The 17025-nt window shown below is 46.8% G+C and carries 8 protein-coding genes; 7 read left to right on the top strand and 1 reads right to left on the bottom strand.

Annotated features, from left to right (window positions below; all coding sequences use genetic code 11):
* The first annotated feature begins 114 nt into the window (after nucleotides 1-114).
* The 4 genes from MHB85_RS16380 (at nucleotide 115) to MHB85_RS16395 (ending at nucleotide 11210) form a co-directional block, all read left to right on the top strand.
* Nucleotides 115-2445: a glycoside hydrolase family 95 protein gene (locus MHB85_RS16380; RefSeq protein WP_341073246.1), complete on the top strand. Its 2331-nt coding sequence runs from the start codon at nucleotides 115-117 to the stop codon at nucleotides 2443-2445.
* A 100-nt stretch (nucleotides 2446-2545) separates the two neighbouring features.
* On the top strand, nucleotides 2546-4078 hold the full coding sequence (locus MHB85_RS16385; protein ID WP_341073247.1) for a response regulator: 1533 nt from the start codon (nucleotides 2546-2548) through the stop codon (nucleotides 4076-4078).
* 250 nt (nucleotides 4079-4328) lie between these two features.
* Nucleotides 4329-8918, top strand: coding sequence for an S-layer homology domain-containing protein (locus MHB85_RS16390; protein WP_341073249.1), 4590 nt, complete (start codon nucleotides 4329-4331; stop codon nucleotides 8916-8918).
* A gap of 180 nt (nucleotides 8919-9098) precedes the next feature.
* Nucleotides 9099-11210, top strand: coding sequence for an alpha-galactosidase (locus tag MHB85_RS16395; protein ID WP_341074242.1), 2112 nt, complete (start codon nucleotides 9099-9101; stop codon nucleotides 11208-11210).
* Between the two features lie 66 nt (nucleotides 11211-11276).
* Here MHB85_RS16395 and MHB85_RS16400 read toward each other — a convergent pair whose 3' ends face one another.
* Nucleotides 11277-13034 carry a cache domain-containing sensor histidine kinase gene (locus MHB85_RS16400; protein ID WP_341073251.1) on the bottom strand — a complete coding sequence of 586 codons (1758 nt, stop codon included), beginning with the start codon at nucleotides 13032-13034 and terminating at the stop codon, nucleotides 11277-11279.
* Between the two features lie 223 nt (nucleotides 13035-13257).
* On the opposite strand from MHB85_RS16400, the gene MHB85_RS16405 reads away from it, so the two are divergent.
* The 3 genes from MHB85_RS16405 (at nucleotide 13258) to MHB85_RS16415 (ending at nucleotide 16871) form a co-directional block, all read left to right on the top strand.
* Nucleotides 13258-14214 (top strand): ABC transporter permease, encoded by a 957-nt coding sequence (locus MHB85_RS16405; protein WP_062322050.1) that lies wholly within the window; start codon nucleotides 13258-13260, stop codon nucleotides 14212-14214.
* 28 nt (nucleotides 14215-14242) lie between these two features.
* A complete protein-coding gene (locus MHB85_RS16410; RefSeq protein ID WP_341073252.1) occupies nucleotides 14243-15133 on the top strand; it encodes a carbohydrate ABC transporter permease in 891 nt (296 codons plus the stop codon).
* A gap of 133 nt (nucleotides 15134-15266) precedes the next feature.
* Nucleotides 15267-16871 carry an extracellular solute-binding protein gene (locus MHB85_RS16415; protein ID WP_341073253.1) on the top strand — a complete coding sequence of 535 codons (1605 nt, stop codon included), beginning with the start codon at nucleotides 15267-15269 and terminating at the stop codon, nucleotides 16869-16871.
* Nucleotides 16872-17025 lie beyond the last annotated feature (154 nt).

A 17025-nucleotide genomic window follows, 5' to 3' on the forward strand; every position in this document is an offset into this window, starting at 1 on the left:
TAAAATAAAAACAAAGTCAAACGCGCGCTTATGTATCTCACAGATCGCGCGTTTGTCTATTTTGGGAACGAGTCTATTTCTAAAGATAATCATTATTGGACTGGAGGACATGATATGAACGATTTTACTTTATGGTATTCAACTCCTGCTACGGATTGGTCTCAAGGCCTGCCGCTGGGCAATGGTAGGATAGGAGCAGTAGTTATGGCGTCTTCGCATCGAGAGGTATGGAGTATGAGCGAGGTTACCTTCTGGTCGGGTCGGATTGAACAAGAACAGCCTTCCGAAGGAGGCAAGGCCGCACTGGAAGAGATGCGTAGCTATTTCTTCTCCGGCGATTATGATGAAGGAGATCGTCTTGCCAAACAACATTTGCAGCCAAAGAAAGGTAATTTTGGTACCCATCTTGGATTATGTGAAGTTGTTATTGATATGGAGAAGAAGAATTCGAATTCGGATGAAGGGGGAAATTTCCAACGTGAGCTGGATCTGACTCAAGCGCTTGTCGGAGCGTTCTGGAAGGATGACGACAGCATGATTCGACGTGAAGTTTTCGCTTCCAATGTCGATGATCTAGTGGTCTCCAGAGTCTGGAGCGAAGCTCCGGGTGGGGTAGCCTTTACACTCGGCTTACAGGCAGGCACGGAATCATTCAAGGTTGTAGCCTTAGATGACAATACGCTTGCATTCCAAGGACAGGCAACGGAAAATGTACATAGCGATGGGACTTGTGGCGTATGGTCCAAGGGTTTGGTCAAGTTGGTTATTTCCGGGGGAACCATCACAAGTAGAGATGGTCAATTGATCGTGACCGGAGCGGATGAGGCATGGATTTATTTTGTTGTCAGTACGGATTATCGCCATACTGATCAGGATTGGGAAACAGAGAGCGAGTCTACGCTGTTGAAGGCTTTAAATAAAGGTTATACCTCACTGAGGGAGGATCATATCCGCGATTACTGTGAGCAATTTGACAAGGTAGCTATTCAGCTCGGGGTCAAGGGGTTATCCGATCTCACTACAGATCAGCGTATTCGTTTGTTGGAACAGCGTGGTGGGGATGAAGATCCGCAGTTGTTCGCCTTGTTTTTTCAATATGGACGGTATCTGACCATTGCGGGTTCTCGCAAGAACTCTCCGCTGCCACTCCATCTCCAGGGAATCTGGAATGATGGTGAAGCGTGCCGGATGGGCTGGAGCTGTGACTATCACCTGGACGTGAATACCCAGATGAATTATTACCCCACAGAGATTGTGAATCTGGGAGAGAGCCATCTTCCGCTGTTGCGCTACGTTGAAGATCTGGCACTGGCAGGCAGAGAAACGGCACGTAACGTATATGGATGCGACGGATGGGTCGCTCATGTGTTCTCCAATGTATGGGGTTTTACGCTGCCTGGATGGGAGACCTCGTGGGGATTGAATGTTACAGGCGGATTATGGCTGGCTACACACCTGATTGAGCATTATGAGTACAGTCAGGATCGTGTTTTCCTTGAGAATGTGGCCTATCCCGTACTTAAAGAATCGGTGGCTTTCTATCTGGACTATATGTGTGAGCATCCTCGGAACGGTTGGCTGGTGACGGGTCCTTCGAATTCGCCGGAAAATCATTTCTATCCTGGTAATTCGAGAGAGGGGGCACAACAGCTGTCCATGGGAACGACAATGGACCAGATGCTGGTGCGCAGGCTCTTTGAGTTTTGTCTTCGTTCAGTTAAACTTCTGAACAAAGACGAGGAAATTGGACGCAAGCTGTATGAAGCAATTGGCAAGCTTCCACCTCTACAGATCGGCAAGAAAGGCCAGTTACAAGAGTGGCTGGAGGATTATGAGGAGGCGCAGCCGGAGCATCGGCATTTGTCTCATATGTATGCGCTGTATCCGGACAGTCGGATTACACCTGACCATACACCGGAACTCAGTGCGGCAGTAAGGATAACGTTGGAGAACCGCATGGTCCAGGAAGAGTTGGAGGATGTTGAATTTACAGCTGCTTTGTTTGGACTGGGTTTTGCGAGATTGCATGATGGGGAGACGGCATATAAACACCTCTCACATTTGATTGGCGGCCTGTGCTTCGATAATCTGTTCACCTATTCCAAATCCGGAATTGCTGGAGCAGAGAGTAATATTTTTGTCATTGATGGAAATTTCGGCGGTACAGCTGTCTTAGCGGAGATGCTGCTGCAAAGTTATGCGGGCGAGATTCACCTTCTCCCAGCGCTGCCACAGGCATGGAGCACAGGATCTATCTCCGGTCTGCGGGCAAAAGGGAATGCTGAGGTTGACATCGTCTGGGAGAATGGAAAGCTGACCTCTGCGAACATTCACACTTGCTCGTCAGGAACGTTCACCATTTGTTGGGGAAAACAAAGAACGATCCTGCATGCCGAAGCAGGCGAAAGGTACTATTTCAATAGTGAGCTGGAGTTGGTAAAATAACGATCTATACTTGAAAATGACTTTCATTGATATGAACCATGGTCCCACGGAGGGAAAAACATATAATAGAGACAGAAAGATACAAAGGGAGGGGACATGGATGTACAGTATTTTTTTGGTAGACGATGAAGAACTGGGACTTGAGATGATGAGGGATTATATCCGTTGGGAAGAGATGGGTATCTATATCATGGGAACGGCGAGTAACGGCAGGGAGGCCTTGGAGAAGATTGAGGCCACCCAGCCTGATATCGTTCTTACCGATGTTCAGATGCCGATCATGAACGGTATTGATCTGGCGAGAAAGATACATGAGAGCTACGACTCGATCCAGGTGATGTTTCTGACCGGACACGATGAATTTCAATATGTAAAATCGGCTATCAACGTAGGGGCCGTGGGATATATGCTAAAACCTTTGGATATGAACGAAATTGAAAGCGTTATCAGTAAAGTTAAACAGCGTTGTGAAGAGGTTGCAATGAAGAACCGTTCCATGGAGGCGGCCAAAGCCAATATCCTGAAAGAGTTATCTTACGAAAAAAATGAGGCTCGTGCTAATGATCTTGCTTGTAGTTACAGCCGTCTAACCCGACAACCGGAGACCGCCCAATATGCAATGGCCTTGTTCAGTATCGATCCCAAGGAGGCTGAAGAGGAACAGCAAAGTCTGGAGGAATGTACAGGTCGGCTGGTGGCTTTTCTCGACCATTTCTTCAAGGCAAAAAACATGAAAGCGATCTTTGTGGATTACAAGGAAGGAGAGACAGGTGTATTTATGGAAGCGGCACAGCAGCCGGGACATTATGCGTGGGAAGACTTGGCTGAGGCTATTCGTAGTGCACTGGATTTCACGGTGACGGCTGCTGTAGGCAGACAAGAGACCGCGTTATCCCATATTCACTGTCTGTACGAACAGACGCGAACCATCTTGAATGAGCGTTTCTATGAAGGTTCAGGCACAATTATTCATGGGGGGAAGCTTTCGAACCAGTTTTATACAGAACATATGCCCCCTTTTGAACAAAAGGAATGGTTTGAGGCCATTAACCGACTGGATTTTGAATGGGCGGCACAGAAGCTGCACGGGTATATTGAGGGATTGGCAACACTGAGAGTCAAGAAAAAAATCATCTGTGACTGGTCGATAGATCTCGTGAATGAACTGTTGGAGCAGCTTCATAAACCTGTTCCGAAGCGGGCTGAGCTATATCACTCCATCTATAATGCACTGACTCTGCATGAGATCGAGGATCTGATTCTCGGTACTGCGGAAGATGCGGTGAGCATGCTGGGCGAGCGGTTTATGGACAAAAATGCAAAATTGATTCACAAGGTACGTACCTTCATCGATCAGAATTACAATCAGCCGATTACCATCAACAGCCTGTCTGATCAGGTCTATTTGTCACCGAACTATTTGAGATCCATTTTCAAGGACAAAACAGGGATGACAATTCACGATTATCTGACACGCATCAGACTGGATAAAGCCAGGGAACTGCTGGCAGACGGCTCGCTCAAGATTCACGATATCGCGCAGACCGTAGGCTATGAGAGTACATCCTATTTTATTTCTCTATTCCTGAAGACACAGGGCGTAACACCCAACGAATACAGGAAAAGTATATGACGATAGAGGCTGTCTGGTAATGATGGTATTGATATGGCAAATGAAAGAGGCTTTCCTGTATGAATAGTAACATTGTGGTATGGAACATCCCCCTCCTCCTTTTTACAATTAGGCATATAGGAAAGGAAGGAGGAGAGAGGGGATTTGATTTGACAGCTCTTTATGAAAGCGATTACAAAAATGGCTGTGAACCACTGCAGGAATAGGCATAGGGAGACCTAACTCAATCATTAGATAATGGAGGCATGTTATGTTGGGACGGATGATGAAAAAAGGATTTGTGTTCTTTATCATTTTTTGCTTGGTAGTTGGCGGGGGCCAGTTCGCCCGAACAGTTCACGCCGATGATATGAATACCTATGAAGCCGAAGCGGAAGGGAATACTTTGCTAGGTAACGCGATGATCTCTGATAGCCCGACGGCTTCAGGCGGCAAGAAGGTCGGAGGCATGTATCAGGGCAGTTCCCTGCAATTTAATAATATTGCTGTAAGTGAGACAGGAAATTATAAGATTTCCGTTTACTACATTTCAGGTGATTCGCGGCCATTCAATATTAGTGCGAATGGCGGGGAGAAGCAATATGAAGAACCGTCCAAGACATTCGACTGGGATACGGTGGGAACATATGATGTGACCCTTCCGTTGAACGCTGGGACCAACACCATCCTGATTGATGACAACAACTGGTATTCTCCCGACATCGACAAGATCGTGATCCGCGGTTTGGACAGTGGCCACCCGGGAGAAGGGGACGGAGACGACTGGAAGAAAAATTTGCATGGTGCAATTATCGAGGCAGAAGCGGCCGACAACATTTTGAAAGGCAATGCCAAGGTGGTAGACAGCAGCATTAGTTCGGGTGGGAAGAAAGTAACCGATCTGAACAAAAACAGTTCACTGCAATTTACGAATATCAACGTACCGGCAGATGGTACATATTTGATCCGAATATCTTATATTTCCGGTGATCAGCGACCTGTTTATATGCAGGTGAACAATGACACGGACGAGATGATTGATCTGCCCAAAACGGCAAGCTGGGACACGATTGGCATGTATGATGTGGAGGTATCTCTTCATAAGGGTGTCAATACCATCACGTTCTCGGATCATGACTGGTACTCCCCTGATTTGGACCGAATTGAAGTGATTCCGTATACAATTAGTTATGAAGCCGAAGATTCGGACAATACGCTGACTGGTGAAGCGCGTGTAACGGACAGCCCCTCAGCATCAGGTGGCAAAAAGGTTGGATATCTGAATGGCAGGAGCTCCTTAACGTTCAATAAGATTATAGCCCCGATGACAGGTAATTACCGCGTTACGGTCGCTTATTTTTCCGGTGATCCGCGCAGTTTCTATGTCCGTGCAAATAACGGGGAAGAGCAGTTCCATGACCTGCCCAAAACATCGGATTGGGATACGGTAGGTACGTATGATCTTACACTCCCATTAACTGAAGGCGAGAATACGATTACCTTTTCAGACAACAATGGCTATTCTCCCGATCTGGACCGGATTATCGTAGAGCCTGCGATAGAGACAGAACCCGAGAATCCCGGTGAAGGAGATGACGATCTGGGAACACCGGGTGACTCGCAACGATACGGGGATATTACGGTGACTGATTACACGTATGGCCTTCTGGTATCGAACGGACAATACGAAGTGTCTTATAATACCCAGACTGGATTCGTCGGTTATAGCTGGGCAGACGGACAGAAGATGCGGGGTATCTTCAGTAGCATTAAAATTGGTGAGAGTCTTGTGGAAACCAAAGGGTATGAGAGTCATACGAGCAGTGGAGCACCGCTGGAGATTCAGGATGGATTCGGCAAAGGCATCGAGTTGAGCTTTGTTCATACGTCAACTGGTAAACCAACCATGAAGCAGATTTATCGGTTTTATGAAGATCAATCGTATTTCCTCAACCGTCTGGACGCCATCAGTGATACAGAAATCCAGAGTAATTACATGTCACCAATTACTGTGAAAAATACGGGTGCTGTGGATATTGGCGTCAGCTCGGATAACCGCGTGCTTACGGTGCCTTTTGACAACGATGCATGGATTCGCTATAAATCTCAAACGATGAACCGGGCGGATACCAGCTATGAGATGACAACGGTATTCAATAACTCGACACGTAACGGTCTGGTGATCGGTTCAGTAACCCATGACACCTGGAAGACCGGTATTGACTGGAAAGGCTCAGCTAATCGTCTGAATGAATTTACTGTGTATGGCGGGGCAGCGAGTGACGTTACCCGCGATTCCCAGCCACATGGCAGCCTGTCCGGTACTGAACTGTCCTCACCGCTGATTATGGTAGGTGGTTTCAGTGACTACCGCACAGGGCTTGAAGAATACGGTAAAGCCAATGCGATTATCACACCTCCGCTGGCGTTGAATCCAGAGCTGCCACAAGGTGTTCCAGTTGGATGGAATAGTTGGGGAGCCTATGACAGCGGGCTGTCTTATCAGAACGTAGTGGATGTGTCCAATTATTTCAAGAACAGCCTGAAGAAGTTCAATAATAGCGGCAATGTATTCATTAATATGGATTCCTACTGGGATAATCTGAGTGATGCTGAGCTTGCCCAAGCTGTATCTGTCATTAAGGACAATGGTCAGCATGCAGGCATCTATTGGGGACCATTTGTGTATTGGGGCAACGATATGAGCCAAAAAGTAGATGGTACCAACGGGCAATATACGTATGGTGATATTGTGCTCAAGGATGCTAAGGGGGAACCTCTGCCGACACTGGACGGAGCATATGCACTGGATGTGACACATCCGGGGAGTCAAATGCGCATGAATTATTTTCTGGATAAGTTCAAATCACTTGGATTCACATTCATCAAACTGGATTTCCTAACCCATGGCTCGCTGGAAGGCCAACACTTTGACACTAATGTGACGACAGGGATCCAGGCTTACAATGAAGGGATGCATTATGTCGAAGAGCGATTGGATGGGAAAATGTTTATTAGTGCGTCCATTGCACCGATCTTTCCAAGTCAATATGCGCATAGCAGACGGATCTCTTGTGACACCTATGGCAAAATCAATGAGACGGAGTACATGCTCAATTCATTGACATATGGATTCTGGCAAAATGGGACGATTTATTCCTATACAGACCCTGATCATCTGGCATTAAGCAGAGCATCAAGCTTGGAGGAAGCCCGCAGCCGGGTAAATTCCGGTGTAATTGCCGGCACTGTGATGATGGATTCCGATGATGTGAACGATCCCAAGGCACAGGAATACATGACATCATTGTACAATAACACGGATGTTCTTCAGGTGGCGCTGAAAGGCAAAGTATTCAAGCCGCTTGAAGGAAATACGAATGCAAATGCCGCAGATTCGTTTGTTCTGAAGGAAGGCAATGATTATTACCTTGCTGTATTTAATTACAACGGCAACAGTTCAGCAAACAAAACGATCGATCTGGGCCGCGCCGGACTGAATGATTCCAAAACCTATACTTTAAAAGACTTGTGGACAGGTGAATCTTCGTCAGCCACAGGTTCATGGTCCATCTCGCTGGGGCCGGCTGAATCAAAGTTGGTTAAATTGACCGAAAAAGCAGTCACCCCGGAAAATCCAGGCAACCCAAATAACCCAGGGAATCCAGGAAATTCAGACACTCCTGGCAACAATGGCAATAACAACAATAATATTAGCGGAAACTCCGGCAGCACCGCTGCTGAAGGGAAAGATACAGCAACACTGGTCATCAAAGCCGATATGCTGAAAGTGGACAGTGAGGCAGGGAAAGTCGTCATAGACATCAAGGCTGGTACTCAGGAGCTGCAACTGTCATCTCCTGTCTTACGCCAGCTCGGCAACCATACACTGGAAGTGAAATCTGGCAAGCTAACCCTGCAAATCCCTGCGAGTTTGTTCCAGCAGCTATTGAGCAAGCTACCAGCAGGGCAACAGGAAGAAAGTGCGATTTCCTTGAAAATGGTTCCGCTTGGCAGCAAGGCCAAGGAGGTCGTTGCAGCAGTTGAATCATCATCTCGGGCAACTGTTGCTCTTAAGGGAGAAATCTATGAATTCAGTCTTTCGGCAACAACCAAATCAGGTACAACCGAAACACTATCTGTGTTTGATCACCCGGTTACGCTGAGTCTGGCAGCGGAAGAAGGTTTCGACCCTTCACAGGGAGGAATGTATTATATTAACGAAAATGGAGAACTGGAATTTTTAAAATCGGATTATGCGAATGGTGTATTAACGACTAAAGTGAGCCACTTTAGCAAGTATGCTGTTCTGGAACTGAATCGGACGTTCGCTGATGTTCCGGCCAATCATTGGGCTAGCTCTGTCATCAAGGAGTTAGCGGCTAAGCTGTTTGTTGATGGCACAAACGAGGAACAATTTGAGCCAGGACGTGCAATCACCCGCGCGGAATTCACCACCATGCTCGTTCATTCTCTGGGGCTGACCGTAGCAGGGGAAGTACACTTTACAGATGTAGCGACAGATGACTGGTACGCGGAACCCATCTCGATTGCGACCCAAGCCGGTATTGTGAAGGGACGAAGCGCAGTCAGCTTCCAGCCGGATTCAAAGATTACCCGGGAGGAAATCACGGTGATGCTGATGAAGGCATATGAACTGAATGTTGGAAACGTGCCTGTTGGTTCTACCGATATCTTGTTTACCGATATGGATCAGGTTTCTTCATGGGCAGCTGATTCGGTAAAGGATGCAGCCCGACTAGGACTGGTCCAAGGCCAAAGACAGGGACAGTTTGTGCCTAAAGGGATTGCTTCCCGGGCAGAAGCGGCTCAGGTCATCTATAACCTGATTTTGAAGTAAGCTTTAAGGCTGCGAATTATATCGCAGCCTTATTTTCATAATTTTGAGATGACAGACGATTTCCCCTATGGATTGTAAGAATGCGATATGGCTAATCCGCCTGCTGCTTCCTACAATAATATGTATGTTCACAACACACAGCATATAGGTACCAAAACACGGGACCTGAAAGGGGTAAACATGACGATTCAATATCATGAACAATTGCGTATATTTGCAATACAGACACAACATTCATCCTATATTTTCGGAATTAATGAGAGAGAACACCTACAGCATCTGTATTGGGGAGATCCAGTGAGTATCGAGGACAGCGCTCCGTTGCTCCCACTACAATCCCATAGCTCTTTTGACGCGGAAGTGGAGAGAGAGGTGGAGGAGTACAGCTTCTGGGGAGGTGCATCTTATACAGAGCCATCTCTGAAACTGCGGATGCCTGATGGTGTCCGCGATCTTCAGGTTAGGTATGACCGTCACGAGATCATAGAACAGGATGGCAGACAGACGCTGATTATTACGTTGAAGGATCAGGCATATGCACTTGAAACACAGCTGGTATATCGGGTTATCCCGGAGTTCGACCTGGTGGAGCGTTACGCCAATATCGTCAATAGGGGACAGGGGGATATTGTGCTGGAAAGCATGCAATCCGCAGCCTGGACTTTGCCATATTTCCAGGATTACCGTCTGACGCATGTTACGGGGAAATGGTCGGGTGAGTTCCAACTGCGCAATACCATTTTGACAGAGGGAAAAAAGGTACTTGAATCGCGGAGAGGTTTCACAGACGGCCATGCCAACCCATGGTTTGCCATAGATGACGGCCTTTCGACTGAAACAGGAGGCGGGGTATGGTTTGGTGCTCTCGCCTGGAGCGGCAACTGGAAGATTGTCGCTGAGAAGACGCCATTCATGCATGTGCGGGTCACAGGTGGCATCCATGATTTTGACAATGAATGGTTGCTGGGTGCGGGCGAAACGTTTGAGACGCCTGTCTTTGTCGGCGGATTCAGCCCAGAAGGCTTTGGCGGCATGAGCCATCGCTTGCATAAGTACCAATACAATTACATACTGCCGCGCAGTGAAATCGGTAAAGTGCTGTACAACTCCTGGGAAGCTACCTATTTCGATGTTAATGCCCAGGACCAAATGGCACTTGCCGAAAGGGCAGCCAAAATGGGTGTGGAACTATTCGTTGTGGATGACGGCTGGTTTGGGCAGCGGCATTCCGACCATGCGGGGGTGGGCGACTGGAACGTGAACAAAGAGAAGTTCCCGAACGGACTTGTTGAGCTGATTGACCGGGTTCACGAACTAGGGATGGCATTCGGCATATGGGTGGAGCCGGAGTCGGTTAACCCGGATAGTGATCTCTATAGAGCACATCCGGACTGGGTATATCATTTTGAGACGCGGGGACGTACGGAGCTTCGCAATCAGCTGCTGCTGAACATTTCCAAGCCGGAGGTCAAGCAATACATTATCAATTTTATGACCGAACTGCTTGGCAATCATAAGATTAAGTTCATTAAATGGGACATGAACCGGACGATCACGGAGCCGGGCATGAAGGGTCACCCCATTAACCGCCAGAAAGAAGTATGGGTAAGGCATGTCCAGAGTCTCTATGATATATGGGCACAGCTGCGAGCCAAGTTCCCGGATGTCGAGTTTGAGACTTGCGCAGGAGGTGGCTCGCGGATTGATCTGGGCATCTTCCGTTATGCCGATCAGTCCTGGCCGAGTGACAATACGGATGCGTTCGACCGCCTGAGCATTCAGGAAGGCTTCTCGTATACGTACGCACCACGTATGATGACCTGTTGGGTAACCGAGTCACCTACAGGAATGAACGGCCGAAACGTCTCTCTGAAGTATCGCTTCCACAGTGCAATGATGGGCACACTTGGTATTGGTTCCAATCTGAACGAGTGGAGTGATGAGTGGATTGGGCAGTCCGGGGAATTCATCGATCAGTACAAAGCCATTCGCCACCTAGTGCAATTCGGCAGACAATTCCGCCTGGCTGCGCTTCGTCATAAGGGAGTTACCGCTGTCCAGTACAGCGATGCAGCCGGAAGTGACCATGTGCTGTTCGCCTTTCTTCACTCGCAGAAGCTGGGTGAACCGTTGCCAAGACTCCGTTTGGCAGGTCTTCAGGCTGACAAGACCTATCTCATTGAAGAGCTGGGGTTATCGGTTAGTGGACGTGCACTGATGAACATTGGGGTGGAATTGCCTCTACGCGGTGATTTCGACAGCCTGGTGTATCGCATCCGTGAGCAAGTATAACGTTCTGGAAGAACTGTTTAAAAGGAGTGCTTTGCAAGCCACTAGTGGCTGCATTGCACTCCTTTTTTATTGGATCTCTTTTTGCGGCAGACGGATCTGTACGGTAGTTCCCATACCAATTTTGCTATACACTTTAACACCGTAGTATTCACCAAATTTCAGCTTAATCCGCCGATCCACATTTGAAATCCCATAACCCCGTCCTTCTTTCTCTTCAAACAAAGCCTCAAGCTTCTCTCGCCGCATGCCCATTCCGTCGTCTATAACCGATAAGATGATACTATTGTTCTCGATGACACCCTTGATATGGATATTTAGAGGCCGATCCTGATTCCAAAGAGCGTGAATGACTGCATTCTCCACAAAAGGCTGTAAGGCAAGCTTCACGGTCGAGTAGGGCAGGATCGATTGATCTATCGTGTAGATGATGTTCAGCTTGCCCTTAAACCGGATCAGTTGAATGGCATTATAACTCTGGGTCAGTTTCAGCTCCTCATTGATGGTCAGGATACTCTTTCCTTTATTCAGGGATATCCGATAAAACTTGGCCAGATGAAGGACCATATCCTGAATCTGTGGATCCTGATGCTTTACGGCCAGAGAGGAGATCGAGCCCAGTGTATTATACAGAAAATGAGGATTGATCTGAGCTTGAAGCAGGTCAAGCTCGGCTTCCTTGCTCTGCAGCTCCTTTTGGTAGACCTCCGTCACCAGGCTTTTCAACCGGGTTGTCATCTGTTCGAATGCAAAGTGAAGCTGGCCGATCTCATCACTGCCCATTTGTTCCTCATGGGTAGGGTTGAAATCTCCCCGTTCAATGCGCCGAATCATCCGTATTAACGTCCTGATGCGTTTGCTGAATAGCGATGCGGTAATATAAATGAGCAGCAGCGCCACGCCGATGAAGCCTAGTGAAATTTTGATAATAAGCTGAGAGAGAGCTTTGGCATCCTTGATAATACTGTCATAAGGGAAAATGGATACCGTTTTCCAGCCGTTTTTGAGCGTGTTATAGACCGCTAGGGCCTTTACGCCTTGATACGTTGTATCAAATCTCCCTGAAGCCGCATCGTCAAAATGTTGATGAAGCAGTTCGGGCAGGCTTGTATTAATTAACTGTTTGTCGGCGGAGGACAGAATCATACCTTTGTCATTTATGATGAAAATATCTTTGCCGCCTGCTTCCTTTTCCATTAAGGAATAGATGACCGACTCGGAGATTTGAAAGACCAGCATCCCGTAAGGATACTGATTACTATTGTTGTTCAGCAGCCGGGCGAGTGTAAACATGGCAGGACCGTTCTCTGTCTGCGGCGTGGAGAGATGAATAATGTTCCCATAGGATTGCTGCAGCTTGTGAAACAGTTCCGTGGTCTGGACTTCGGATGTGATCGGCCGGATATAAAAATTGTCTTTGGGCAGCGACGGATTATCCGAATAAATGAATGCGCTATCAAAATCAGGGTAGGCAGCCATCACGGTGTCAATTCGATTGCCAATGTAATTATAGACGTCCAGATAGGATGGGTCATCCTGATACTCGTTCGTCAGGTAATTGGCAAGGCGGTTATCCAAATAAATGGAGGCGGAAATGTGTTCGTAGCTATCCAGTTTGTTCTCCAGATTTTTAGTGATCTGAGCTGTTGAGTTCGTCATATTGATGTAGATCTGCTCAGTAAGTTTGTTTTTGGTAAGTTCATAGGAAAAATAAACCAATAGCATCATTGGAATGATGGTGACCAGAACAAATACCATGAACAATTTGGAACGAAAGCTCAGGTTAACAAAAGGCATGTATATGTATTTTCGATAGAATTGGCGCATCCGGAAGCCCTCTCTTGACTGAATATTCGTTGCACAGTTCATCATAGCAGAGTGAATATGGAAATCCAATCCTCACTTTGCACAAAAACATCTTTAAAAAGCGGTATCTTTCGGAGAATTCAACTATGGCGAGTAATCCGTGTCAAATTTATGATTAATAGGAGAGAAGTTGAATCAAGATATGGCCGACCATGCTGCTGTATAGAAAAAGGGAGGGTACTTAATGCATAAGGTAAGCGCTATCAAAACAGTCAGGAGCAATAATCTGATAAGCAGACTAAAAGAGCAAAAATGGTTATTCGTGCTTATGCTTCCTGCCTTCATTGCGACATTGTTATTTTCCTATGGTCCGATGTTTGGACTATATATGGCGTTTACAAATTATCAGCCGGGTGGGGGATCGTTCTTACATCAGTTCTTCCATGCCGAATTTGTAGGTTTCCAATGGTTTGAGTATTTCTTTACTACGGGGGATTTCTACCGGGTTATGCGTAATACGCTTGCGACAAGCTTGCTGACACTGTTCTTCGGATTTCCTGCGCCAATCATCCTCGCGCTTGTGCTGAATGAAGCGAGACAGGGATTTTTCAAACGTTTTGTGCAGACGGTTTCTTATCTGCCGCATTTTATCTCATGGGTTATTGCAGCCAACATTGTGATTACGCTGCTGGCTTCGGATGGAATGCTTAACAACATTCTGGTTCTGCTGGGCATTGTCAAAGAACCCGTTGCATTTTTGCAAAACGGTCCTCTGTTCTGGTGGATTATCGCATTGTCGAACATGTGGAAAGAGATGGGGTTCAGTGCCATTATGTATCTGGCTGCAATCGCTTCCATTAATCCGGAGCTCTACGAAGCGGCCAGAGTGGACGGAGCCAGCCGGTTTAAGCAAATGTGGCATATAACGCTGCCATCCATGCGCCCTACCATTGTCATATTGGCTATTCTCGCGGTCGGAGGCATTTTGAATGCGGGATTTGAACAGCAATACCTGCTACAAAATAATACCGTGCTTGAATACTCCGAAGTTATTGATATTTATGCTTACAAATACGGACTACAAAACAGCATGTTCTCTTATGGTGCTGCTGTGGGGATGTTCAAATCCGTTGTCGCCTTCATTCTTGTCCTTATCGTGAACCGGATTTCCAGAAAAGTGAACGACCAGGCGTTGTTCTAACTACAGAAGACAGAGGGGAGCGCTTGTAATGATTCTGAACCGATTCGGGGATCGTATTTTCAAAATAATTGTATATTTCATTCTTATTCTCGTATTACTGGTTACATTTCTTCCGTTTTGGAATATACTCGTTCTTTCATTGAACAGCGCGGAGGATACGGTGCGAGGCGGCGTTTATCTTTGGCCCAGAGATCTGACCTTGGACAGCTATCAGCAGATTCTGAAAGATAGCGAAATATTGAACGGGCTGTGGGTAACCGTCAAACGAACGCTGATTGGTGCACCGCTGTCGGTTCTGGTCATTACGATGCTTGCGTATCCGCTAAGTCGGCGGAATCTGATTGGTCGCAAAGGCTGGAACCTGTACTTTATCTTTACCATGTATTTCAGTGGCGGACTGATTCCGTTCTACATGGTGCTTAAAGCGCTGAATATGATCGATACCTTTTCGGTGTTCATTTTGCCAAGTTTGATGAATGTCTTCTATATGATCATTGTCCGTACTTTCATGGAACAGCTACCCCATGAGATTGAAGAATCGGCGAGGGTAGACGGGGCTAACGATCTGACAATTTTCTTCCGAATTGTGATGCCGCTGACAACACCTGTACTTGCAACGGTGGGCCTTTTCCAAGCCATTGGACATTGGAATTCCTGGTTTGACTCCTATGCGTTTACCTACAGCTCAGACCTGAAGACTCTGCAGGCCGTGCTTGTCAAAATATTGAATCAATTTCAGACCGGTGGCATGATTTCCCAAACGCAAATGTTGGCTAATTCCGCCAAACGAAACGCCGTTTCCAGCGATACCATTCGAATGGCTGCTACGATGGTAGCCACCTTACCAATCGTTATGGTGTACCCGTTCCTGCAAAAATACTTTGTTAAAGGCATGACTTTGGGAGCGGTGAAAAGTTAATCTGTTCCATAATCCGGTTACAGGGAAGGCTTGTCCGGTGGTCTCTCCCTGAAAGGGGGTGGGCAAAGATCGTTTTGGAAATGCTCAATCTAGCACAACAGGAATTTATTCATTGGGAGGAATTAGGGTGTCAATGACAAAGACTAAAAAATGGATGACCATGGGAATTACAGCTGCATTAGCGGTTGGTTTGCTGGCGGGTTGCTCCTCCAATGATGGGGAGAACAATACAGCAGGTAAAGACGGGGAACAAGGGCCGATTACGCTGACTTGGTTTGATGGCAATACCAAAGGAGAACCATTTACCGATGCAGTTGCCCAGGAAATCACCAAAAAGACTGGCATAGAGATCTCCATCCAGCAGCCAACAGGTAACCCAACGGAAAAACTGAGCCTGATGCTCGCCAGTGGTGACTATCCGGATGTGGTAGTCATGAGCCGAGGAGATGCTTCCCTCGACAAATACATTTCAAGTGGGGCATTCATTCCACTGGATGAGTTAATTGAGAAATATGGTTCTGATCTGAAAGAAATGTACGGAGATACCTTGACCAAAACACGTAATACAGACGGCAAGAACTACTATCTGGCAAACTGGTATGGACTCGACAGTGATCCGGTTTTTGGTATGCTGATGAGACAGAGCCTGTTGGAAGAGTTTCTTCCGGACAAAGCAGATGGTTCACAGCCCCTCACAACAGACGAATTCGAAGCACTCCTGAAAAATTTTAAAGAGAAATACAATACGATTGATGGCAAAGAGTCCATTCCGATGACGATGAACGGGGAGAACATGGGTGCGAATCTGGGCACATTCAAAGGCATGTGGGGCTTAAAAACGTATTATGACAACAACGGACGTCTGCAATATGATGTCAAGGACCCCAAATATCGCGAGATGCTGTTATACATGAATCGCTTATATAGAGAAGGTCTGATCGAAAAGGAATTTGCGATTAGCAAAACACAGACCTGGATTCAAAAGCTGACGACTGGTGCGGTATTTGCTACCCCAGGTGCATATTGGGACCCGGGGAACGGCAATGCGGCCTTGAAGAAGGATGGCGGGGAAAAGAATCAACTCTTTGCTTACAAAGTTGTTGCTCCAGGTGTAGATCCGACTCAAACGACGTTTGGCCCAAGAAGTTCGCTTGGATGGGATGCAATCGCCATTACCAAAAACAACAAACACCCGGAAGAAACGATAAAGCTGTTTAATTATCTGGCGAGTGATGAAGGACAGCATTTGCTGCTGTGGGGCAGGGAAGGCGAACAGTACACCATGGTGGATGGCAAGCGACAACCAAAACCTGAATTCCTGCAAAGCTTCAAGGATAATTGGGATGATACGGTGAAGAAAAGCGGCGTTCGCAAATGGTTATGGTTTATCAAAAATGGTCTGGACCCGAACGGACAGCCGTATGACATGGCAGTTAAATTCCAGCGCAGTGAAGTGGATGAACTGGCCATTAAGAGTCTGGGCGATTCCGTATGGGATACTGCGCAGTATGACAACCTGAATCCGGATGGGGGAACACCCCAAGCTCTGACGGCACAGAAAGTGAAGGATATTATGGATCAGAGTATTACGAGAGCCATTATTGCCCCAAGTGAGGCCGAAGCCAATTCGGTATTCAACAAGATGCTGGAGGATATGAAAAAGGCTGGCGATGAGAAAGTGGAAGATATCATCAACGAAAAATATGCTCAGCGTATGGAACTTTGGTCTTCCAAATAATTGGATATCAACTTATAAATAAATACTTATGTCAAAAACCTATTTTTTTAAAAACCCGTTAATCTGTATGAGATTAACGGGTTTTTGTTGGGATAAAAATGATGGGGGGCGGCAGATATTTTAAAAATACATCAGAGAATTATCTAAGGGAAAT

Source organism: Paenibacillus sp. FSL K6-4396, assembly GCF_038002525.1.
Lineage (GTDB): Bacteria > Bacillota > Bacilli > Paenibacillales > Paenibacillaceae > Paenibacillus > Paenibacillus amylolyticus_B.

Excerpts from the sequence above, each read along its gene's own strand:
- MHB85_RS16380 (WP_341073246.1), top strand. The coding sequence starts at position 115 with ATGAACGATTTTACTTTATGGTATTCAACTCCTGCTACGGATTGGTCT.
- MHB85_RS16385 (WP_341073247.1), top strand. The coding sequence starts at position 2,546 with ATGTACAGTATTTTTTTGGTAGACGATGAAGAACTGGGACTTGAGATG.
- MHB85_RS16390 (WP_341073249.1), top strand. The coding sequence starts at position 4,329 with ATGTTGGGACGGATGATGAAAAAAGGATTTGTGTTCTTTATCATTTTT.
- MHB85_RS16395 (WP_341074242.1), top strand. The coding sequence starts at position 9,099 with ATGACGATTCAATATCATGAACAATTGCGTATATTTGCAATACAGACA.
- MHB85_RS16400 (WP_341073251.1), bottom strand. The coding sequence starts at position 13,034 with ATGCGCCAATTCTATCGAAAATACATATACATGCCTTTTGTTAACCTG.
- MHB85_RS16405 (WP_062322050.1), top strand. The coding sequence starts at position 13,258 with ATGCATAAGGTAAGCGCTATCAAAACAGTCAGGAGCAATAATCTGATA.
- MHB85_RS16410 (WP_341073252.1), top strand. The coding sequence starts at position 14,243 with ATGATTCTGAACCGATTCGGGGATCGTATTTTCAAAATAATTGTATAT.
- MHB85_RS16415 (WP_341073253.1), top strand. The coding sequence starts at position 15,267 with ATGACAAAGACTAAAAAATGGATGACCATGGGAATTACAGCTGCATTA.